The sequence below is a fragment of the Actinoplanes sp. CA-015351 genome, from assembly GCF_050955685.1.
Classification (GTDB): domain Bacteria; phylum Actinomycetota; class Actinomycetes; order Mycobacteriales; family Micromonosporaceae; genus Actinoplanes.
On the sequence record NZ_CP192102.1, the window covers coordinates 4860793 to 4882012 of the forward strand.

18 protein-coding genes are annotated in these 21220 nt (G+C 70.2%); 3 read left to right on the top strand and 15 right to left on the bottom strand.

The features are described 5' to 3' along the window. Positions 1–158: 158 nt before the first annotated feature. From paaE to paaN, 6 genes are all read right to left on the bottom strand, one after another. Entirely contained in the window at positions 159–1241 is a 1083-nt protein-coding gene (paaE, locus tag ACQP2E_RS22485; protein WP_433824907.1) for a 1,2-phenylacetyl-CoA epoxidase subunit PaaE, read from the bottom strand. 1 nt (position 1242) lies between these two features. Continuing rightward, positions 1243–1683, bottom strand: a complete 441-nt coding sequence (gene paaD, locus ACQP2E_RS22490) for a 1,2-phenylacetyl-CoA epoxidase subunit PaaD (RefSeq protein WP_433834008.1) — start codon at positions 1681–1683, stop codon at positions 1243–1245. Between the two features lie 86 nt (positions 1684–1769). After that, a complete protein-coding gene (paaC, locus tag ACQP2E_RS22495) occupies positions 1770–2690 on the bottom strand; it encodes a 1,2-phenylacetyl-CoA epoxidase subunit PaaC (protein WP_433824908.1) in 921 nt (306 codons plus the stop codon). 11 nt (positions 2691–2701) lie between these two features. Then, positions 2702–2989: a 1,2-phenylacetyl-CoA epoxidase subunit PaaB gene (gene paaB / locus ACQP2E_RS22500; protein ID WP_433824909.1), complete on the bottom strand. Its 288-nt coding sequence runs from the start codon at positions 2987–2989 to the stop codon at positions 2702–2704. After that, complete coding sequence (gene paaA / locus ACQP2E_RS22505) at positions 2986–3912, bottom strand: 1,2-phenylacetyl-CoA epoxidase subunit PaaA (RefSeq protein ID WP_433824910.1); 927 nt, start codon at positions 3910–3912, stop codon at positions 2986–2988. The genes paaB and paaA overlap by 4 nt, the downstream gene beginning before the upstream one ends. Then, positions 3909–5576 carry a phenylacetic acid degradation protein PaaN gene (gene paaN / locus ACQP2E_RS22510; RefSeq protein ID WP_433824911.1) on the bottom strand — a complete coding sequence of 556 codons (1668 nt, stop codon included), beginning with the start codon at positions 5574–5576 and terminating at the stop codon, positions 3909–3911. The genes paaA and paaN overlap by 4 nt, the downstream gene beginning before the upstream one ends. Positions 5577–5657: 81 nt before the next feature. Here paaN and ACQP2E_RS22515 point away from each other — a divergent pair, with 81 nt between their 5' ends. Beyond that, on the top strand, positions 5658–6245 hold the full coding sequence (locus ACQP2E_RS22515; RefSeq protein WP_433824912.1) for a TetR/AcrR family transcriptional regulator: 588 nt from the start codon (positions 5658–5660) through the stop codon (positions 6243–6245). A 130-nt stretch (positions 6246–6375) separates the two neighbouring features. Next, entirely contained in the window at positions 6376–8319 is a 1944-nt protein-coding gene (locus ACQP2E_RS22520; protein WP_433824913.1) for a LysM peptidoglycan-binding domain-containing protein, read from the top strand. Between the two features lie 49 nt (positions 8320–8368). Here ACQP2E_RS22520 and ACQP2E_RS22525 read toward each other — a convergent pair whose 3' ends face one another. The 6 genes from ACQP2E_RS22525 to ACQP2E_RS22550 all read right to left on the bottom strand — a co-directional run bounded on the left by ACQP2E_RS22525 (position 8369) and on the right by ACQP2E_RS22550 (position 15107). Continuing rightward, on the bottom strand, positions 8369–9328 hold the full coding sequence (locus ACQP2E_RS22525) for a substrate-binding domain-containing protein (RefSeq protein WP_433824914.1): 960 nt from the start codon (positions 9326–9328) through the stop codon (positions 8369–8371). Positions 9329–9339: 11 nt separating this feature from the next. Further along, entirely contained in the window at positions 9340–11238 is a 1899-nt protein-coding gene (iolD, locus tag ACQP2E_RS22530) for a 3D-(3,5/4)-trihydroxycyclohexane-1,2-dione acylhydrolase (decyclizing) (RefSeq protein ID WP_433824915.1), read from the bottom strand. Then, on the bottom strand, positions 11235–12125 hold the full coding sequence (iolB, locus tag ACQP2E_RS22535; protein ID WP_433824916.1) for a 5-deoxy-glucuronate isomerase: 891 nt from the start codon (positions 12123–12125) through the stop codon (positions 11235–11237). The genes iolD and iolB overlap by 4 nt, the downstream gene beginning before the upstream one ends. 170 nt (positions 12126–12295) lie before the next feature. Continuing rightward, positions 12296–12910 carry a GNAT family N-acetyltransferase gene (locus ACQP2E_RS22540; RefSeq protein ID WP_433824917.1) on the bottom strand — a complete coding sequence of 205 codons (615 nt, stop codon included), beginning with the start codon at positions 12908–12910 and terminating at the stop codon, positions 12296–12298. Next, the gene (locus ACQP2E_RS22545) at positions 12907–14412 is read right to left on the bottom strand and encodes an APC family permease (RefSeq protein WP_433824918.1); all 1506 of its coding nucleotides are present in this window, start codon (positions 14410–14412) and stop codon (positions 12907–12909) included. Before ACQP2E_RS22545 ends, ACQP2E_RS22540 begins: the two co-directional genes overlap by 4 nt. A 44-nt stretch (positions 14413–14456) precedes the next feature. Beyond that, a complete protein-coding gene (locus tag ACQP2E_RS22550) occupies positions 14457–15107 on the bottom strand; it encodes a GOLPH3/VPS74 family protein (RefSeq protein ID WP_111653941.1) in 651 nt (216 codons plus the stop codon). Between the two features lie 431 nt (positions 15108–15538). On the opposite strand from ACQP2E_RS22550, the gene ACQP2E_RS22555 reads away from it, so the two are divergent. After that, complete coding sequence (locus ACQP2E_RS22555) at positions 15539–16300, top strand: dioxygenase family protein (protein WP_433834010.1); 762 nt, start codon at positions 15539–15541, stop codon at positions 16298–16300. A gap of 601 nt (positions 16301–16901) precedes the next feature. Here ACQP2E_RS22555 and ACQP2E_RS22560 read toward each other — a convergent pair. From ACQP2E_RS22560 to ACQP2E_RS22570, 3 genes are all read right to left on the bottom strand, one after another. After that, positions 16902–17906 (bottom strand): TerC family protein, encoded by a 1005-nt coding sequence (locus tag ACQP2E_RS22560; protein WP_433824919.1) that lies wholly within the window; start codon positions 17904–17906, stop codon positions 16902–16904. A gap of 213 nt (positions 17907–18119) precedes the next feature. Continuing rightward, positions 18120–18353, bottom strand: coding sequence for a hypothetical protein (locus ACQP2E_RS22565; protein WP_433824920.1), 234 nt, complete (start codon positions 18351–18353; stop codon positions 18120–18122). A 169-nt stretch (positions 18354–18522) separates the two neighbouring features. Continuing rightward, positions 18523–21186 carry an AAA family ATPase gene (locus ACQP2E_RS22570; RefSeq protein ID WP_433824921.1) on the bottom strand — a complete coding sequence of 888 codons (2664 nt, stop codon included), beginning with the start codon at positions 21184–21186 and terminating at the stop codon, positions 18523–18525. Positions 21187–21220 lie beyond the last annotated feature (34 nt).

A 21220-nucleotide genomic window follows, 5' to 3' on the forward strand; every position in this document is an offset into this window, starting at 1 on the left:
CGGCGAATCTTGGAGATCTGTTGGCGCCCGGACCCACTGCCCTAACCACAACAGGTCTCCACACATCCGACCCGAACGGATGCTCACCCCGTCTGCGGGCCAGGCAAGCAAGCCAGGCAAGCGAGCCAGGCAAGCGAGCAGACCGGGACGGGCGGGTTTCATTGGTCGAAGTCGATCACCACTTTCGGGGAGACGGCTTGTGCCTGGCAGGTGAGGACGAAGCCCGCTCCCACCTCGGCGGCGTCGAGGGCGAAGTTGCGGCGCATCGTCACTTCGCCGTCGACCACGCGGGCCCGGCAGGTGCCGCACACCCCGCCCTTGCAGGCGAACGGCATGTCCGGGCGGGAACGCTGCAACCCGTCGAGCAGCGCGACGCCGTTATCGACGCCGAGCGTGGTGGACCGCCCGTCCAGCACGACAGTGACCTCACAACTCGAAGATCCCGGACCGCCGCGAGATCCCGAAGAGCCCGGAACCCGCTCGTCGCGCACCGGCTCCGGAGGTGCCTCGTCGACCCAGAACAGCTCGCGGTGGATGCGGGCCGGCTCCACCCCGGACTCCCCCAGCGTCTCGGTCGCGGCGGTCACCATCCCGTACGGGCCGCACAGCCACCAGTGGTCCACCGCCGGCACGTCGACCAGCAGCGGCAGCATCGCCCGCAATCGGCCCGCATCGAGGCGGCCGCTGAAGAGCTCGACCTCCCGCATCTCCCGGGAGAGCACGTGCACGATCTGCAGACGATCCGGATAGGCGTCCTTCAGGTCAGCCAGTTCCTCGGCGAACATGACCGTGTCTGATCGCCGGTTGCCGTAGAGCAGGACCACCTCGGCGCCAGGTTCGCGTAGCAGGGAGGCGGCGATCGACAGCACCGGTGTGATGCCCGAACCCGCGGCGATCAGCACGTGCCGCCCGCCCGCGGCGAGGTCCGGCGTGAAGCTGCCCGCCGGTGGCGCCACCTCGACCAGGTCGCCGGGTCGCAGGTCCCGGACGATCCACTGCGAGATCAGCCCACCGGGCACCTCCCGGACCCCGATCCGGGGTGCGGCACCGGCCGGAGCACAGATCGAGTACGTCCGCCGTTCGTCGTCGCCACCACTGCGCCGCACGGTCAGCGACTGCCCGGGCCGGAAGTCGAAGAGGCCCGCGATATCGTCGGGAACCGCGAACGTCACCGCGACCGCGTCGGCGCAGAGCCGGTCGACCGCCCTGACCCGCAGCGCGTGAAACTCCGTTCCTCGCACGTCAGATCTCCTTCATGTGCTCGAACGGCTCCCGGCACACGGGGCATCGCCGCAGCTCACGGCACGCGGTCGCGCCGAACGGGGTGACCACCTCGGTCTCCGTGCTGCCGCACCGGGGGCAGCCGACCGCCACCGGCCGGGCGACCAGGGCGAGCGGAACCGGCCCGGCGGCACGGCGCGGTGCCGGACCCGGTGGGGCGATGCCCGCTTCCGCGAGCTTGCGGCGACCGGATTCGCTGATCCAGTCGGTGGTCCAGGCAGGGGCGAGGACGGTACGCACATCCACCCGCCCGAAACCCGCCCGCCGCAGTGACGCCCGGATGTCGTCGCGGATGCTCTCCATCGCCGGACAGCCCGAGTAGGTCGGCGTCACGGTGACCACCACCGTGTCCCCGTCCTGCCGGACCTCGCGCACGACCCCGAGTTCGGTGAGCGTGACCATCGGCAGCTCCGGATCGACGACCGACCCGACAACCCGGGCCGCAGCACCCGCCCGAGCCTGCGCCCCGGCAACCCGGGCCACCGCGCTCACCACACACCACCGGGCAGAGCACGAGCGACACTCTGCATCTCCCGCAAAATCTCGTCGAGCGCGGCCCCGTGCACACCATCGCGCCCGGCGCACGCCACCGAACCAGCCGCGGCATCAAGAGCCGAATCAAGAGGGACAGGAAGAGCGGGATCAAGAGTGGCTGCCTCCAGCACCTGGGCCATGACCCCGTCGAACTCGGCACGCAGCGACACCGGGTCGACGGCGACACCCGCGTCGGCCAGACGAGCCTCCACCGGATGCGTCGCGAAGAGTTCCCCGGTCAGCGGCAGCAGCTCCGCCATCGCCGACGCCATCCGCGCATGGGACAGCGCCGTCCCGTCGCCGAGGCGAACCACCCATTGGGCGGCGTAGTCGCGGTGGTAGGTCAGCTCCTTCACCCCCTTCGCGGCGATCGCGGCCAGCATCGGGTCATGGGAGGAGGACAGGCGGTCGAACGCCGCCAGCCGCCACGTGACCATCACCAGCAGCCGGCCCACCAGACAGGCGAAGTCGGCGTCCGGCCGCTCGGCCAGGCACACGTTGCGGAACTCAGCGGCATCCCGGCCGAACGCCAGAGCGTCTTCGGAAAGCAAAGAACCCGAAAGCAAAGGACCCGACGCCGTCCCGGCCCGGCTCAGCAGCAACCGGGCCTGCCCGAGCAGGTCGAGGGCGATGTTCGCGATGGCCAGCTCGTCCTCCAGCTCCGGCGCCCGGGTCACCCACTCCTGCAACCGGTGCGACAGGATCAGCGCGTCGTCGCCGAGCATCAGGCAGTACAGCGAGAGGTCAGCACCGTCGACATCCGCCGGCACGGCGGACGGCACCGCGGCGAGCGGGTCGGAGAACCCGGTGCCGTACGCCCACCGGGCATCGTCGTCGTGATCGGTCAGCGCCGAGTACGCGTCGTCAAAGGCCATCGCAACCCACCTCAGATGTGCGGCACTGTCGAAGGGATCGTGTAGTGCGTCGGGTGCCGGTACACCTTGTCGGCGCTCGGCTCGAAGAACGACGGCTTCTCCCCCGGGTCGGACGCCGCGACCTGGTCGGAGCGGACCACCCAGATGCTGACCCCTTCGTTGCGCCGGGTGTAGAGATCACGCGCGTGGTGCAGCGCCATCTCGTGGTCGGCGGCCCGCAGCGAGCCCACGTGCACGTGGTTGAGCCCGCGCTTGGCGCGTACGAAAACCTCGAAGAGCGGCCACTCGTGCCGGGTCATCGAGCCACCTCCAGGTTTTTCGCCGCGTGCGCGGCGGCCGCCTCACGCACCCAGGCGCCGTCGGTGTCGGCCTGACGCCGGCGGGCGATCCGCTGCTCGTTCATCGCTCCGCCGCCGGAGATCACCCGCCGCAGCTCGTCCCAGTCCGGCCGGCCGAAGTCGTAGTGCTCGCGGGACGCGTTCCACCGCAGCTCCGGGTCGGGCAGCGTGACACCGAGCCCGGCCGCCTGCGGGACACTCATGTCGACGAAGCGCTGGCGCAGCTCGTCGTTGGTGTGCCGCTTGATCTTCCAGGCCATCGACTGGGCGGTGTTCGGTGAGTCGGCGTCCGGCGGGCCGAACATCATCAGCGACGGCCACCACCAGCGGTCCACCGCGTCCTGCACCATCTCGCGCTGCGCGGCGGTGCCGCTCATCATGGTCAGCAGCAGTTCGTAGCCCTGGCGCTGGTGGAACGACTCCTCCTTGCAGATCCGGATCATCGCCCGTGCGTAGGGCCCGTAGGAGCTGCGGCAGAGCGGCACCTGGTTGCAGATGGCGGCGCCGTCGACGAGCCACCCGATCACGCCGACGTCGGCGAACGACAGCGTCGGATAGTTGAAGATCGACGAGTATTTCTGCCTGCCCTCGATGAGCCGCTGGGTCAGGTCGCCCCGGTCGGCGCCGAGGGTCTCGGCCGCCGAGTACAGATAGAGACCGTGGCCGGCCTCGTCCTGCACCTTGGCGAGCAGAATCGCCTTGCGGCGCAGCGTCGGCGCCCGAGTGATCCACTCGCCTTCCGGCTGCATGCCGATGATCTCGGAGTGGGCGTGCTGGGCGATCTGCCGGATCATCGTGGCGCGATAGCGCTCCGGCATCTCGTCGGCCGGCTCGATTCGCTGGTCACGGGCGATGGCCTGGTCGAAAGAATCAAAATCGGTCATGAGTGCCGCCGCGACTGGAGGGTGAAGAACCGCCCGGCCACGAACCAGTCGTCGGTCAGCGCCGCCGTCGCCGCCGGGTTGGCGCCGGTGCCGTGCAGGTCGCTGAACGCGGCCGTCTGGTTCACGAACACCCCGCCGGTCAGGTTTTCCGAGAGGTGCACGCCGGCGTCCAGCGCCGCCTCCCGCGCATCCGCGATCACTGAATGCGACGTCGAGTGCACCAGCGCGGACAGCGCGCCGTGCGCTCGGACCGTCTCGGTGAAGATCCGCAGGCTGTCCGCGGTCGACTCCGTGGTGATCAGGAACGAGACCGGCCCGAACCACTCCCGGGTGTAGACCTTTTCGTCGGCGACGTCGACAGCGGCCACCACCGGCGTCCGGATGAGTGCGGTCGCGAATGCAGGGTCAGCGACGACAGCCGACGGATGGATCACGCCCGGCAGGCCAGAAGCTTCGGTGACCCGGGACAGCACCCCGTCGTTGACGATCGCCCCGAGCGTCCCGGCCGCACGTGCGGGGTCGCCGAGCAGCTCGTCCAGCGCGGCGGCCAGGTCGGCGCCGAACTCGGCGGCACTGCGACGGCCGGCATCGGTGTCGATCCCGTCGCGGGACACCAGGATGTTCTGCGGCGTCGTACACATCTGGCCGCTGTAGAGCGAGAGCGAGAAAGCGAGGTTGCGCAGCAGGCCGCGGTAGTCGGCGGTGGAGTCGACGATCACCGTGTTGAGGCCGGCCTTCTCGGTGTAGACGACGGCCTGGCGCGCGTTCGCCTCCAGCCAGTCGCCGAACTCGCTGGAGCCGGTGAAGTCGACGATCCGCACGTCGGGATGGGTGGCCAGGGTCGCCGCGATGCCGTCGCCGGGCTCCTCGGCGGCGAGGGTGACCACGTCGGGGTTCAGCCCGGCCTCGGCCAGGACCTCCCGGCAGATCCGCACGGTGATGGCGAGCGGCAGGACCGCGCCGGGATGCGGTTTCACGATCACCGGGTTGCCGGTGACCAGGCTGGCGAAGAGGCCGGGGTAGCTGTTCCAGGTGGGGAACGTGGTGCAGCCGATCACGACCGACACGCCACGGCCGACGACCGTCGCGGTCTTCTCCAGCGTGAGGGGATCGCCACCACGCTGCGGTTTGGCCCAGGACGAGCGGGCCGGGAGGCGGGTGGTGGCGGCCAGGGCGTAAGCCACCGCCTCGAGACCCCGGTCCTGCGCGTGCGCGCCGCCGGCCTGGAACGCCATGACGAACGCCTGGCCGGTGGTGTGCTGCACGGCGTGGGCCATCTCGAAGGAGGCGGCGTTGATCCGGCGCAGGATCTCGGCGGCCACACCGGCCCGGCCCTCGGGCCCGGCGGCACGCCAGCCGGGAGCTGCGGCGCGGGCGGCGGCGATCAGTGCGAGCGGATCGGCGCGCGGGTAGCTGACGGCCAGCTCCAGGCCGTAGGGCGAGCGCTCGGTCGAGACGGTGCCGGTGGCGCCCGGAACGTCGATCGGGAACGGCTTGCCGAGCAGCGCGGTGAACGCGCGCTCACCGGCCGGGGCGGCCTCCTCGCCGTAGACCGACTTGCTGGGCGACTCGGGGAAGGCCGACCAGTAGTCCCGCGCGACGGTCGCCTCGACAGCGCGCGCCAGAAGATCGCGATGGGTCTCGTAGAGCTCAGCAGGATTCACACCTCCTATTTACCGTCCACCCGGTCGGTAAATCAAGGGGAGAAACAAATCCGGCATCCGAAGCGGGTAAGTTGACTGACCATGACCCCGCGACGCCGCGGACGCCCCGGCCACGACCAGGACGCCGTTCTCGCCGCCGCGGTGCGTCTCTTCAACACCCATGGGTACGACGCCACCAGCATGTTCGACGTGGCCGAGTCACTGAACATCACCAAGTCGGCCCTGTACCACCACGTCAGCAGCAAGGAACAGCTGCTCACGATGGCCGTCGACCGCGCGCTGGACGGCCTCTTCGAAGCCGCCGCGAAAAGCGCGGGGACGACACCGGCAGCACGGCTCGAGGAACTCATCCACAGCAGCGTCCTCGTCCTCGCCGAACGCCTGGAATTCGTCACCCTGCTTCTCCGGGTGCACGGCAACACCGAGGCGGAGCAACACGCGCTCACCCGCCGCCGGGAATTCGACAGCATCGTCACCGATCTGGTCGAGCAGGCTCAGGCCGAGGGCGGCATCCGCACCGACGTCGACCCGGCGACCGCGGCCCGGCTCCTGTTCGGCATGGTCAACTCATTGATCGAGTGGTACCGCCCGGACCGCGGCGATCCCGCCGCCATCGCGGAGACGATCACGACCCTCGCCTTCGACGGACTGAGAAAAAGCGCTAACTAGACGCTCGAACGGCTGAATCAACGCCATCTGCCAACACAACCACTCCTATGTGTCATCCACACGTCTCTCTGAGTGCTGGAACCTTCCTAATGTGGCCCGGGTAGAACAGGCCGACGTGAAGGGACCCACCATGGCGCGTCTATCGCACGGAAAACCTCTGACCGAGAAGGACCTCACCGCCGCCCGCGACGAGTTCGCCGCCTTCAGCGCCGAGTCGTCAACAACCTTCGCCCTCACCGGCACCCCGCCGCCAGGCCCGTTCGACCTGCTCTTCCCCGACCTGCAGGACGACCCGGAGAACCTCGTCGAGGAGACCCCGCAGACCCCCGGCCGGCTCAGTGAGCTCGGCACCGCGATGGCCGACCCGGACGTCCGGGGCGAGGACAGCCCGATCCCCGCCGTCTACACCTACTTCGGACAGTTCGTCGACCACGACATCACCCTGGAGATCCAGGAGCCCGGCTCGGGCACCATGGACCAGCTGCTCGACACGGCGATGAAGCCGCTGCCGCTGCACGAGGTCCGCAAGGCGCTGCGCAACCGGCGTACCGCCACGCTCGATCTGGACAGCGTGTACGACCCGGCGGCGCCGCGCGAGCCGGACGGCAAGCGGATGCTGGTCGGCAAGGTCTCCAAGACCCCGAGCCCCAACGAGCCGTTCAAGCGCCCGGACGGCAAGGACGACTTCAACGACCTGCCCCGGCTGCCGCGCAACGACACGTTCGAGCTGGACCGCGCGGCCCGGATCGGTGACCCGCGCAACGACGAGAACACCATCATCTCGCAGCTGCACACCGCGTTCCTGCGAGCGCACAACGCGCTGGTCAAGCAGGGTCTGTCGTTCGAGATCGCGCAGCGCACGCTGCGCCAGCACTACCAGCACGTGGTGATCGAGGACTTCCTGCACCGGGTCTGCGACAAGGCCATCGTCGACGACGTCGTGAAGAACGGCAACCGCTGGTACGACCCGTGGGGCGCGAGCTTCTTCATGCCCCTGGAGTTCTCGGTGGCGGCGTACCGGTTCGGCCACTCGATGGTCCGGGCCGGCTACAACTTCAACACCAACTTCAACTTCGCCGATCGCCGGCCGGCCACCCTGGAGCTGCTGTTCACGTTCAGCGCGCTCAGCGGCCAGCTCGGCGACTTCGACACGCTCCCGGAAAACTGGATCATCGAGTGGGAGAACATCGTCGGCGACGCCGGGCAGAAGACCCGGAAGATCGACACCACCCTGGCCAAGGTCGGTGACCTCGGCCTGTTCAACCTGCAGACCGTCGACGGCGAACGGGAGAAGCCCGACCTCGCCGCCCGGCTCGCGGTGCGTAACCTGCTCCGCGGTTACCGGCTGCGCCTGCCCACCGGTCAGGCGGTCGCCACGCTGCTCGGCTTCACTCCGCTGACCGCGGACCAGCTGCTCGCGGCGACCGGCGACGTGAACGGCGACCAGGCCGAGGCGCTCAGGAAGGGCAGCCTCACCACCCGGACCCCGCTCTGGTACTACATCCTCGCCGAGGCCGCGCACGAGCATCAGGGAGAGCGGCTCGGCAAGGTCGGCAGCACCATCGTGGCCGAGGTCCTGGTCGGACTGGTCCGGCGCAGCGAGGACTCCATCCTGAAGATCCCGGGCTGGCGGCCCACCCTGCCGTCGGCCAAGGCCGGCACGTTCGAGCTGGCCGACATCCTGCGGCTGGCGGGTGTGCTGGGTGGTGGTGGCCCGGCCCAGCCGCCGGCGCCGAGCACCTACACGGTCAAGGACGGCGACACACTCACCGGGATCGCCCGCAGCCAGCTGGGCGACGAGAAGCGGTGGCCGCAGATCTTCGTGCTGAACCGTAAGGACATCCGCGACCCGAACCGCATTCTCCCCGGTCAGGTTTTCCTGCTGCCGCCCCGGGAGCCGGTCGGACCGATTCCGAAGCTGTACACGGTGAAGAAGGGCGACACGCTCTTCGACATCGCCAGGGCCCAGCTCGGCGACGGCAACCGCTGGCCGGAGATCTTCCGGCTGAACCGCGACATCATCGACAACCCGGATCGGATCATTCCCGGTCAGGTCCTGGTGATCCCGGGCTGACAACGACAACCGGGGGCGTTCTCAAGAAAAGAACGCCCCCGGCACAGGCTCACCGCGTGTTCTTCTCGGTGAACGGCAGGATCGTGTCGATGTTCGCCGCGTCCACGAAGGACGGCCCGGTCAGCACCGGCCCGCCACCACCCAGGTCGTTGCCGTTCTTCAGGTACAGGTAGAGCGACGTGACCGCCATGTACCCCTGCGCGTACGGCTGCTGGTCGACGGCGAACACGATCTTGCCGTCCTTCACGGCCTGCGCCGTCTCCTTGTTGAGGTCGAAGGTGACCAGCTTGGCGGAGCTGGCCGCCTGCGTCGTGGCCTGGATCGCGTCGAGGGCGACCGGCGCGCCCAGCGTCACGATGTAGTCGATGGACTTGTCCTGCGCCAGCTTCGCCTGCAGCGCCGTCGTGACGGCGGCGTCGTCGGCGCCGTTGACCTGGAGGTTCTCGGTCCCGGCCACCTTGCTCCGCACCCCGGCGCAGCGGGCTTCGAGCGACACCGAGCCCTGCTGGTGGATCACGCAGATCGGGTGTTTCGCGCCGGCCGTGGCGAGCCGTTCGCCGATGCTCTCGCCGGCCAGCGTCTCGTCGGAGCCGAAGTACATCAGCGCGCCGAGCGACTTGTACTGGTCGATGCCGGCGTTCAGCCCGACCACCGGGATGCCGGCGCCGGTCGCGGCCTTCACCGAACCGGCGAGGGCGTCCGGGGTGACCAGGGTGGTGGCGATCCCCTGCACCTTGGAGTCGACCGCCTGCTGGATCAGCGTGGCCTGCTTGCCCGCGTCCGGATCGTTGGAGTACTTCAGGTCGACGCCGGTGTCGGTGGCGGCCTGCTCGGCGCCGGCCCGCACCTTGTCCCAGAACGTGTCGCCGGGGGTCTCGTGGGTGACGAACGCGATCGTGTAACCGGAGCTCTGCTTGGGGGCGTTGCCGGACTCCTCCCGCCCGCCCGAGCTGCAACCGGCCACCAGCAGCACCGCGGCGAACGCCACGACGATTATCCGACTTCTCATGAAAAATCCTTTCAGGAACGGTCTCCGGGACGCAGGTGGTGCCGCTGCCGCTTCTTCTCCTCCAGATATCCGGCGTGCGCGTGCCGGGTGCTGTGCAGGGTGGCGATCTCCGCGACCGGCACGTCCCACCAGGCCTCCGAGGACGGTCCGCCGGCGAGCGGGTCGGTCTCGATGTGCACCACCGTCAGGCGTTCCGACTCGCGCGCCTGCTTCAGTCCCTCGGCCAGGTCGGTAGCGGTCCGGCAGCGGATCACCGCGGCGCCCAGGCTCTCCGCGTTGGCGGCCAGGTCGACCGGCAGCCGCGCGCCGTCGTAATCGCCGGTCGCGGCGGTCTTGTACCGGTAGGCGGTGCCGAACCGCTGCGAGCCGATCGACTGGGAGAGGGCGCCGATCGACGCGAACCCGTGGTTCTGCACCAGCACCACGATCAGCTTCACGCCTTCGGCTATCGCGGTGACCAGTTCCTGCGCCATCATCAGGTAGGAGCCGTCGCCGACCAGCGCGTACACCTCGCGGCCCGGGTCGGCCATCTTGATGCCGAGCGCCCCGGCGATCTCGAATCCCATGCAGGAGTACCCGTACTCGACGTGGTACTGCTTCGGATCCCGCACGCGCCACAGCCGCTGCAGGTCACCGGGCATGCTGCCGGCCGCCTGCACCACGACGTCGCGCGCTCCGCACGCTTCGTTCACCACCCCGATCACCTCGGCCTGGGTGGGCAGCTCACCCTTCTTCCCCGGGTACGCCATATCGCCCCGGTACGCCTTTTCGACAGCCCCTTGCCACGCCGCCACATCGTCCCGGAAGTCCCCGGTGAACCGCCGCCCGTGCAGGGCCGGGCGCAACGCGGTGAGCCCGGCCCGCGCGTCGCCGACCAGCGGCAGCGCGGAGAGTTTGCCCGCGTCGAAGCCGGCCACGTTGAGGTTCACGAACCGCACCGCCGGGTGCTGGAAGACGCTGCGGGACGCCGTGGTGAAGTCGCTGTACCGGGTGCCGATGCCGAGCACCACGTCGGCGTGCCCGGCCAGCCGGTTCGCTACCGGGTTGCCGGTCGCGCCCACCCCGCCGACCGCGTTCGGATGATCCCAGGCGAGCGCGCCCTTGCCGGCCTGGGTGTCGGCGACCGGGATCCCGGTCTCCCGGGCGAACCGGTCCAGCACGGCCGACGCCTCGGAGTAGATCACCCCGCCGCCCGCGACGATCAGCGGCCGGGCGGCGCCCCGGATCGCGGCGGCGGCCCGCTCGACGGCAAGGGGGTCCGGCGCCGGGCGGGTCACGTGCCACACCCGCTTCGCGAACAGCTCGTCCGGGAAGTCGTACGCCTCGGCCTGGACGTCCTGGGGCAGGCAGAGGGTGACCGCGCCGGTCTCGGCCGGGTCGGTCAGCACCCGCATCGCGCCGAGCAGCGCGGACGGCAGCTGCTCGGGCCGCCAGACCCGGTCGAAGAACTTCGACAGTGGACGGAAGGCGTCGTTCACCGAGACGTCGCCGGCGCGCGGATCCTCCAGCTCCTGCAGCACCGGCGTGGCGGCCCGGGTGGCGAAGACGTCCGAGGGCAGCAGCAGTACCGGCAGCCGGTTGACCGTGGCGAGGGCCGCGCCGGTGAGCATGTTCGTGGAGCCGGGCCCGATCGAGGTGGTGCAGGCCATCGTGGAGAGGCGATTCCTCATCCGGGCGTACCCGGCGGCGGTGTGCACCATCGCCTGCTCGTTGCGAGCCAGGACGTACGGCATCTCCGGCTGGTTGTCCCGCTGGGCCTGCAACAAGGCCTGCCCGATGCCGGCCACGTTGCCGTGCCCGAAGATGCCGAGGAACCCGGCGATCGCGCGCTGCTCGGCGCCGTCGCGTTCGGTCCACTGCGCGGCCAGGAACTTCACGACCGCCTGCGCGACGGTGAGCCGGTGCTTCACGCTCGCCTCCGTTCCCTGACCGAGGTGAGCGGCAACCGGGGGTCGATCTCCTGGCCGGCCCAGCGGCCGCGCACCCAGCCGTGCGCCGGGTCGTCGCGGACCTCCCAGCGGCGCTCGCCGGGACCGGCCATCACGTTCAGGTAGTACAGGTCGTACCCGGGCACCGCCATCGACGGTCCGTGCCAGCCGTACGGGACGAGGACCACGTCGCCGGTGCGGACCTCGGCGCAGACGTCGATCGGCCGGTCGCCGTCGCCGTACACGCGCTGGAAGCCGTTGCCCGGCCCGCCGCCCGGGCTGGTCGTCACCTCGAAGTAGTAGATCTCCTCGAGACAGGACTCGTCCGGGCCCTCCTCGTCGTGCTTGTGCGGCGGGTACGACGACCAGTTCCCGCCCGGGGTCAGCACCTCGCACGCGATCAGGCGGTCGGTCTCGAAGGCCTCGGGCGTACAGAAGTTGTTGACCTGCCGGCTGGCCTGGCCGGCACCGCGCAGCTCGACCGGGACGTCCTCGGCCGGGCCGTACCGGAACGGCAGCTTGCGGCCGGCCCGGGCGGCGGGCAGTGCGAACCGGCCGCCGTTCGGCGCGCGCAGGGTGACCGCGGAGTCCCGGGGCAGGTAGGCGAAGTCGGTCACCCGGGAGAAGACGCTGCGGCGCCCGGTGAGCGTGAGCCGTTCGTCATCGCAGGCCACGTCGCAGCCACCGGCGAGCGGCAGGACCAGCATCTCGTCGTTCCCGGTCATGAACCGGACCCGCCCGCCGACCGGCAGCGCCACCACGCGCAGTCCGCTGTAGTGCCAGCCGGCGTTCTCCGGGCTGACCATCACGTCGTACGGCCGCTCGGCGGAGCTGCCGCGCCGGACGAGTGGGTTGACGCCTGCGGGCATGCGTGGTCCTTCCGGCCGGCCATGGGCGTGTTCACCCAGCGGTACCCGGTCGGCCACGCTGGGTTGGACCTGGTTTCGATGTAATTACGGGACGCTCTCCGCGTCAATACCCAAAAAGCCGGGGTACGGGCTGTTCGCCCGTACCCCGGCTGATTGCCGGGCTTCTCCGATCAGGACGCGGCGCGCCACATCCGGTAGAACGCGGTGCCGTCCGGCAGGTAGATCTCGCACGGATCCATCGGCTGGTAACCGTGGCGGCGGTACAGGCGCACGTTGTTCTGGTTCGTCGCTTCCAGGTACGCGGCCGTGCCGTTCGCATCGAGCTCGTCGTGCACGTGCTTCATCATCGTGCTGCCGAGGCTCTTGCCCTGCTCCGACGGGCGGACCCCGAGGAAGGCCAGGTGCCAGTGCGGCTCGTGCGGGTGGTTCTTGTCGAAGAGCTCACCCAGGGCGCCGAAACGCTCGAAGTGGTCGCCGGCGATCGCCTCGAGACGCTCCATGTAGGCCTCGGCCTCGGGCAGGTCGGTCACCCGGTCGAACCACACGGCGGCTGCCGCGTACCCGCCGTCCGGGTGATCGATGACCTCGATCCGGCCCTGCTTGAAGGCGGTCTCCGACTCCAGGCTGAAGAAGCCGGCCATCACCGTCTCGCGCTCGGCCGGCACCGGGACGAGGTAGTGGTTCGCGGCCAGGTCGTCGAAGGCGTTGGAGATGAACGCGCCGACGGCCTCGATCTCGTCCGCACGGATCGAGCGGATCACCGGCTCGTTCACGGGGGCGCTCATCGGGACTCCGTCTCGTTGAGCGCCGCGGCGAAACCACCGGTGGTGGTGGCGCTGCGCGAGCCGAGACCGATGCCGGCGTAGATCTGCGGGCGGGCCGAGCGCAGGTAGAGCGCCCAGAGGATGCCGCCGGCCAGCAGGACCGCGAACGAGAGCGGCACCACGATGGCCGGGGTGCTGCCCGGCTCGACACCGAGCAGCCCGGCGATGTTGTCGATCGCCAGGTAGGACATCACCAGCAGCGCGACCGAGCTGATCAGCGGAGCGACGACCCGGTGCAGGACGTCCTCGCCCTCCGGCTTGCGGGCGAAGTACCCGATGACCGCGAACGAGGTGATCGTGACGAGCAGCAGGACGCCCAGGCCGCCACCGGTGCCGCCCCAGAAGAAGAGCTGGACCAGCGGGTCCCAGCCGAAGACCGCGTACGCGACGATCACGAGGAGGCCGACCGCCGACTGGGCGAGCGAGCCGTTCTTCGGCGCGCCGGTGCCGGGCACGGTACGGCCGAACGCGCGGGGCAGCACGCCCTCCCGGCCGAGCGAGAACATGTACCGGGCGATGATGTTGTGGAACGAGATCATCGCGGCGATCAGCGAGGTCAGGAACAGGATGTGCCCGAGGTGCAGGGCGGCGCTGCCGAGCGGCACGGCGGCCAGGTTGAAGAAGAGCTCGGGGCCTTCGGCGCCGGCCCGCTCGACCACGTTGTCACCGGCCGCGGAGATCATCGCCCAGGAGGCGAACGCGTAGATGACGGCGATCATCGCGACCGCGATGTAGGTGGCGCGCGGAACCGTGCGGCGCGGATCGCGGGACTCCTCGCTGAAGACCACCGACTGCTCGAAGCCGACGAAGCCGGTGACCGCCATGACCAGCAGCGCGCCGGAGCCGGCGCCGACCAGGGTGCCCGGGTCGAGCGCAGCGGTCGACGGCTCGAAGCCGTCGGTGAAGATCTCGGCGACCGCGAAGACCAGGGTCAGCGCGATCTCGGCGACCAGCAGGGTGGCCAGGACCTTGCCGTTGACGGCGACGTCACGGACACCGAGGACCGCGACGAGCGCCCAGGCGATCAGTGCGATGCCCCACCACGGGGCGTCCACGCCGAACCAGTCGAGGAACAGCGGCTGCGCGATGGCGCCGAAACCACCGTAGGACGCGACCTGGAACATGTTGTACGACAGCAGCGCGACCCAGGACGCCCCGACGCCGACCGGCCGGCCGAGGCCCTGGGCGACGTACGCGTAGAACGCGCCGGCGTTGGCGATGTGCCGGGCCATGGCGACGTAGCCGACCGAGAAGAGCGCGAGCACCAGGGCGACCGCGAGGAACGCGATGGCGATGCCGGTCAGCCCGGTCACCGCGATACCGGTCGGGACGACGCCCGCGACCACGGTCAGCGGCGCGGCCGCCGACATCATGAAGAAGACGATCGCGGCGACGCCGAGCCGGTCGCGGGCCAGGGCGTCGGAGAGCTGACTTCCAGGGGGTTTGGTTGCGGTCGAGGACACGCTGACTCCAGGATTTTTCTGTGTGGGGGTGGGTGTGAGGCGGGTCAGGCGCGCCGGGCCATGACAGCGTCACCGACGGCCGCCTCGGCCTGGGCGACGAGCTGCTGCAACATGGCCGGGAAGAGCCGGCGGAACTGTTCGAACAGCCCGGCCCGGTCGCGGGCGTTGAGGGTGGCGAGCACGTGCTGGTCCAGGCCGGTGGCGAGGATCAGCCCGGCCAGGAGCAGGTCGGCCACGTCGAGGGGCTCGTCGCGGGAGACCTTGGTACGGATGCGGGTGGCCGGCCAGCCGGCGGTCATCGAGTCGGCGGGGACGAAGGAGACCTTGGTACTGAGCAGGCCGCGCTTCTCCACCCGCTTGATCAGACCGGGCCGGGCGAGACGGCGCTCGACCAGGTCGGTGGCGATGCCGGTGGAGAGGTACGACAGCCAGTTGCGTACGCCGTGCTGCCCTGCTTCCCGGCGTAGCTGCTCCAGCACGGCGGTCGTCGCGGCGTCGCCGGTCGGCCGTTCGTCGATGACCACGAGTTCGGTCTCGACCAGGTCGACGCGCCGCCACAACATCAACTCGCCGAGCAGAGCCGCGCCGAGACCGAGGCCGAGGGTGGCCGGTGACAGCAGGGATTTGCCCCGAATCGTGTCGTGGGCAGTGAGATACAGGTCATCCGCGGGCGGAAGCTGCGGCGGGGACGCCACTGCTTGGTCTCCTCTCGACGCCTTGGGAAATGCCCGCGTTGTTCACCTTGAGTAATGTGGTGACGAATCACGAAGCAATTACTGTTCGCTCCCCCCGGCGCGACGGGACGTAGCCTGCCAGCTCCCGCGTCCAGGCGCAACGTCCAGATGAGACAAATGTCGGCTCCATAGTGGGCGTTGTTGATCACAGTCTTGGACTGGGAATTTGAGCGTCGATCAATAAACGAAGAAGCGTTGTTCGACCTCGTCAATATTTAATGTCATCAACTTATTACCAAGATCGTCTTGGGTACGCCCCAGGTTCGGCGCAGCGTGATCATGATCCTGGGGAAACTACGCAGAGTAACTACTCTCGGGGATAGTTGACTGGTCAAGCAACGCGGGCTACGGTGGTGGAGAATGGTTGAAGCTTCAAGGAGGCCACCGTGCGGATGCCCGCGCTTTTCCTCAGTCACGGCGCCCCACCGCTGGTTGACGACCCGACCTGGGTCGCCCAGTTGCAGGAGCTGGCCACCGGGCTCCCCCGCCCCACCGCGATCCTGATGGCGTCGGCGCACTGGGAGTCGGCGCCGCTGATGCTCGGCGCCACCACCACGGTGCCGCTCGTCCACGACTTCGGCGGATTCGCGCAGAAGTACTACCAGGTGACGTACCCGGCGCCCGGCGCGCCGGAGCTGGCCGACCGGGTGGCCGCGCTGATGCCGGACTCACAGACCGTCGCGCGCACCGGCCGGGGCCTGGACCACGGCGCCTACGTGCCGCTCACCGTGATGTACCCGGACGCCGACATCCCGGTGCTGCAGATGTCACTGCCCACTCTGGAACCCGACGCGCTGCTCGGCCTGGGCGCCCGGCTCGCGCCGCTGCGCGACGAGGGCGTGCTGATCGTCGGCTCCGGGTTCACCACGCACGGACTGCCGTTCCTGCGTGACTGGCGGCCGGAGGCGAACGCGCCGGGCTGGTCCCGCGAGTTCGACGCGTGGGCCGCCGAGACCCTGGCGCGCGGCGCGGTCGACGAGCTGGCCGAGTTCCGGACCCTGGCCCCCGGGATGCCGTACGCCCACCCGACGATCGAGCACTTCGCGCCGATGTTCCTGACCCTGGGCGCCTCGGGCGACCCGGAGGCGGCGCCGGAGCAGCCGGTCGACGGCTTCTGGATGGGCCTGTCGAAGCGCTCGTTCCAGACAGCCTGAGCCCCGGCGCACACCCGCCCGGCCGACGCACACCCGCCCGGCCGGCGCACATCCGCCCGGCCGGCGCACATCCGCGCGGCCGGCGCACACGCGCCCGGCCGCCGCTCGGACAGATCGGTGGCCTGCGCGGGCTCGCCGCCCCCGCGATCTTGGGGAACTCCACCAACACGGGGCGGCGCAAGTCCACAAGATCGAGGACTCCTGGTCGATCTTGTGGAACTGCGCGGGTTCGCCGCCCCCGCGATCTTGGGGAACTCCACCAACACGGGGCGGCGCAAGTCCACAAGATCGAGGACTCCTGGTCGATCTTGTGGAACTGCGCGGGAGCGGTGCCGGGTAAGTCGACAAGATCGGCAGCCAGGGTCACGGCGGGAGACGGCGCGCGGGACGGCGGGAGACGGCGCGCGGGGACGGCGCGGGACGGCGGAGGACGACAGGGCACGGCGGAGGACGGTGGGGGTCGTCGGCGGTGAGTGGGCACCGGTAGCGAAAGTGGCGCAACGGCCGTGACCCGGCAATGGGGTCGCCGGGGGTGTCACGGGCTTCCTGCGAAACGCGTACCGAAGAAAAACGGCCCGGCGGAGGACCGCCGGGCCGTGAGTCATTTCTCCGAGTGTTGTTTGTCGGGGTTGGCGCGGAGGCTGCCGGGGTGGGCTTTCAGGGAGGGGTCCTTGCTCGATTTCATCAGGCTGAGCACCGTGGTGATCACCAGGATGCCGAGGATGACGGCGAGCGAGACCGGCGTGCTGACCTCAGGGACGCTGTCGCTGATGTCCTTGTGTGCCCAGTGCAGCACCAGCTTGATGCCGATGAATGCCAGGATGATCGACAGGCCGGTGGACAGGTAGACCAGGCGGTCGAGCAGGCCCTTGACCAGGAAGAACAGGGCTCGCAGGCCGAGCAGGGCGAAGGCGTTGGCGACGAAGACGATGTACGCCTCCTCGGTCACGCCGAAGACGGCCGGGATCGAGTCGAGGGCGAACAGCAGGTCGGTGCCGCCGATCGCGAGCAGGACCAGGAACAACGGCGTGACCATGCGCTTGCCGTCGATCTTGGTGATCATCTTGCCCTCGATGTAGTCCTCCGTCACGGGCAGGAAGCGGCGACCGGCTTTGACCAGCGCGTTGTCGTCGACGCTCGGATCCTCGTCGCGGTGCCGGAAGAGCTGGACCGCGGTGTAGAGCAGGATCAGGCCGAAGATCAGGAACATGAACGAGAACGCGCTGAGCAGCGCGGCGCCGACCGCGATGAAGATGACCCGCAGGATCAGCGCGATGATGATGCCGAACGTCAGCACTTCCTGCTGGTATCGCTCGGGCACCGCGAACGTGCTCATGATGATGACGAAGACGAAGAGGTTGTCGACCGACAGGCTCTTCTCGACGATGTATCCGGCGAAGTACTCGGTGCCGAAATCCCATCCGGCGATGCTTCCGAAAACGACACCGAACGCGATCGCGACGGCGATATAGAAGACGGACCAGGCGGCGGCTTCACGAAAGCCGACAACGTGTGGACGAAGCACCCCGAGAGTCAAATCGAGGGCGAGCAGGGCGACGATGACACCGATGGTGACGGTCCACCCGAGCGCGGAGACCTCAAGCATGCTTCACAGAATCCCTGAAGATTCTGCAAGCTCGCTGAAAAACCGATGGGGAAGCTTGATCTCGGCACGACAGAAACGGAAAAGAGAACCGCCCCTGGCGCACTTCGCTCGCCAGGGGCGGTTCCGGGTCAGCGTGCGCGATCCGGGGACGGTCCGGACAGCGCATGCGGTAACCCTCCGGGCCGGCCCTCGGCGGCCCGTGGACAGTGTGGATCAGTTCTGGTGTGTTCCGACACCCACCTGGTAGCGCCGTTCGGCGTCCTGCTGGTTCAGAATCGCGTGGATCTCGCGGGTCTCGTCGGCGCTGTGCCGGCTCAGGATCATGTCCAGCTCGCTGCGCTCGGCGGCGGTGCGGAACGCGGCCAGCTCGTCGCTCAGCTGGCGGTGGGCGCGGCGCTCGGCACGGTTGTCGGCGATGGTCTTACGGGCGTTACGAAGAAATCGCATGTCGAACTCCTCGACGGATAGTGACGGAGAAAGCCTCGTCGCTTCCGGGTACAACAATCCCTCGGCTGCGCTTCATCCCCAAATCCACCAGGTAAAACTCCCGCGACGAAAGTGACGGCGACCACGGATTTCCGGTAACCCAGGTCACTGTGCGTCGCGAAGCTGCTGGTCAGCTGAGCCCGGTGATCTCGGACACCGCGAGGCGGGAGAGAAGCTGGGTACGGGAGCGCACCCCGAGCTTGCGATAGACCCGGGTAAGTGTCGCCTCGACGGTCTTGACGCTGAGGTACAGCCGGGAGGCGATCTCCCGGTTGCTGGCGCCGTCCCGGACCATCGCGGCGATCCGCAGCTCGGTCGAGGTGAGACCCTGGTCCGGTGTCTCGGTGCGGATCAGCGCCCGTTCGGTCTCCTCCGCCCACGGCCGGGCGTCGGCGGCCATGAACAGCGCGAGGGCGGCACCGATCGCCACCCGGGCGGCCGCGTACCGCCGGCGGCGGCGTTCCGCGCCACCGGCCACCAGCAGGGCGTGCGCCTGCTCGACGGGTTGCCGCAACTGTTCGAAGAGGTGGGCCGCCGCGGTGGAGAGCTGCACCGCGTCGTCGGCGCGGCCCGACTCGGACTGCACTATCGCGGCGGCCCGGTCCAGGTATCCGGCGAGGGCCGGGACCGCGCCGAGCCCATTCGCCACCGTCCGGGCCCGGGCCAGCGTCGACGCCGCCTCAGCGTGCTCGCCGAGCGCTGCCAGGCCGGCCGCGAGATCCGCGTGCCAGCGCACGATCATCGGGTCGGCGCTGCCCGATTCGGCCTCGGAGTCACGCAGCCGGCGCAGGGTGGCGACACCGGCCCGGGTGTCGCCGGCGCGCAGCTCGGCCTGCCCCAGGGCGTGCAGGCAACGCCGCAGGTAGAGGCCGTCGCTCTCCTGCTCGGACGCGCGGATGCCCCGCCGGGCGAACCCGGCCGCGGCGGCCAGGCTGCCGCCGGCCAGCTCGGCGACGGCGGCGGTGTACCAGGTGGGGCCGGGGCTCAGTCCGGCGTCCTGTGCGGCACGGGCGGCGCGGTGGGCGTACCGCAGTGCTTCCTGGCAGCGCCCGGCCCGGGTGGCGACCTCGGAGAGGCTGCGCAGGACTTCGACCCGGGCCTCGCCGATCCGGTCGTGCTCGGCGACGGCGAGCAGGGTCAGCAGGTCGGCGCGGGCCTCGTCGAGCCGGTCGTCGAAGAGGGCGAACCGCGCGGCGGTGTACTGCGGGCCGTAATGCAGCCAGTCCGGCGCCGGCGCGGCCGGCAGCGCGAGGGCCCGGTCCAGGCTGTCCCGCCAGCCGGGTTCGCCGCGGGTCCGCAGGATCTGGGCGAGCGCGCTGAGCGCCATCGCCTCGGTGGTCGGGTCGGCCGCCTGCCGGGCCGCCTGCTCGGCTTCCCGGGCGTGCGCGGCGGCTCGGTCGGCGTCGCCCATCAGGAACGCCTGCCAGGTGAGCCGCAACCGCACCGGGGCGAGCAGCGCGGGATCGTCGCCGGCTTCGGCGAGGGCCGCGGCGAGGGTCTCGGCCATCCCGGCCAGGTCCTGTCCGGCCAGGTCGATCAGGACGAGCCGGGCGCGTACCCGGTGCGCGGGTGGCGCGGTCCGCGCGGACAGGACCGCGTCAGCGGCCTTGCGGGCGAGCGCCGGGGATCCTCCGGTGATCGCCGTGCGGGCCGCGGTGACCAGCCAGTTCAGCCGGTCGGCGGCGAGTCCGTGCGGGCAGCGGTCGGCGGCCAGGACGTACAGCTCGGCGGCGGTGCGGTCGGCGCCGCGCTGCGCGCACCGCCGGGCCGCGTCGGCGAGAGCGCCGGCCACCGCGGCGTCCGGCCGGTTGGTACGCAGGGCGCGGTGCCGTAACGCGTCGATCGGATCGGTCGCCGCGACGGCGAGGGCGGTGTGCACCGCGAACCGCTCGGCGGCCGGGGTCTCGTCGGCCAGCACCTGCCCGAGCAGTGGCGGCGTGAACCGGAGCCTGCTGTCGATGATCCCGGCGGCCGCGGCGGCGCGCAGCTCGCGTTCGGCGTCGTCCCGGCCGGCCCGCAGCAGCAGCAGCGACGGGGTGGGTGTGGTGGCGAGGGCGGCGACCAGGAGGGTTTCCCGCACCTCGGCGGGCAGTTCGCGCAGGCGCTCGGCGGCCCAGTCCCGGGCGTCCTGGCCTTTGCTCAGGGCGAGCGCGACGTAGGGGTTTCCGGCGCTGGCCTGGTGCAGCCGGCTCGCGGCGCGGCAGGGCAGGCCGTGAGCCTCCAGCATGGCGGCGAGGTCGTCGGGTTCCAAAGGTGGGACAGTGAGCTCTACGGCCGGGGCAGGGCAGAGTCGCATCGCTTTTACCGTTTTTGTCGCAATTAATGCTCGTATTCGAGGCCCTGGTCGCCGCCTCATCGCAAACGCGATCAGCTCCGCCGACTGCGGGTCCAGCCACTGCGCGTCGTCGATCACGATCAGCACCGGGACGATCCGGGCGCAGTGCGCGAGCAGCTCCGGCAGGACCAGCCGCCGCGCCAGAGCCGGTCCGCCGGTGCGCGGCGGCCGGCCCTGGCGGAGCGCGGCGAGCCAGTGTCTCGGCGCCGGGGCCAGGGCCGCCACCGCGCCCGCCGGGACCTGGCGTACGAGATCGGCGGCGCCGGCGTACGCGAGACCGCGCTCGCCGCGGGCCGGGCGCAGCCGGAGCACCAGATCGCCCCGCGCCGCGGCCTGGGCGGCGACGGTGTCGAGCAGAACGCTGCGGCCGATGCCGGGCGGCCCGTGCAGGGCCACCCCGCCTCCGCCGCTCAGCCGGGCGTCGATCGCGGTGAGCAGCGCATCCCGCCCGTACAGCATGGGCTCACCCTAGGGATGACTTAGGTTGCCATCA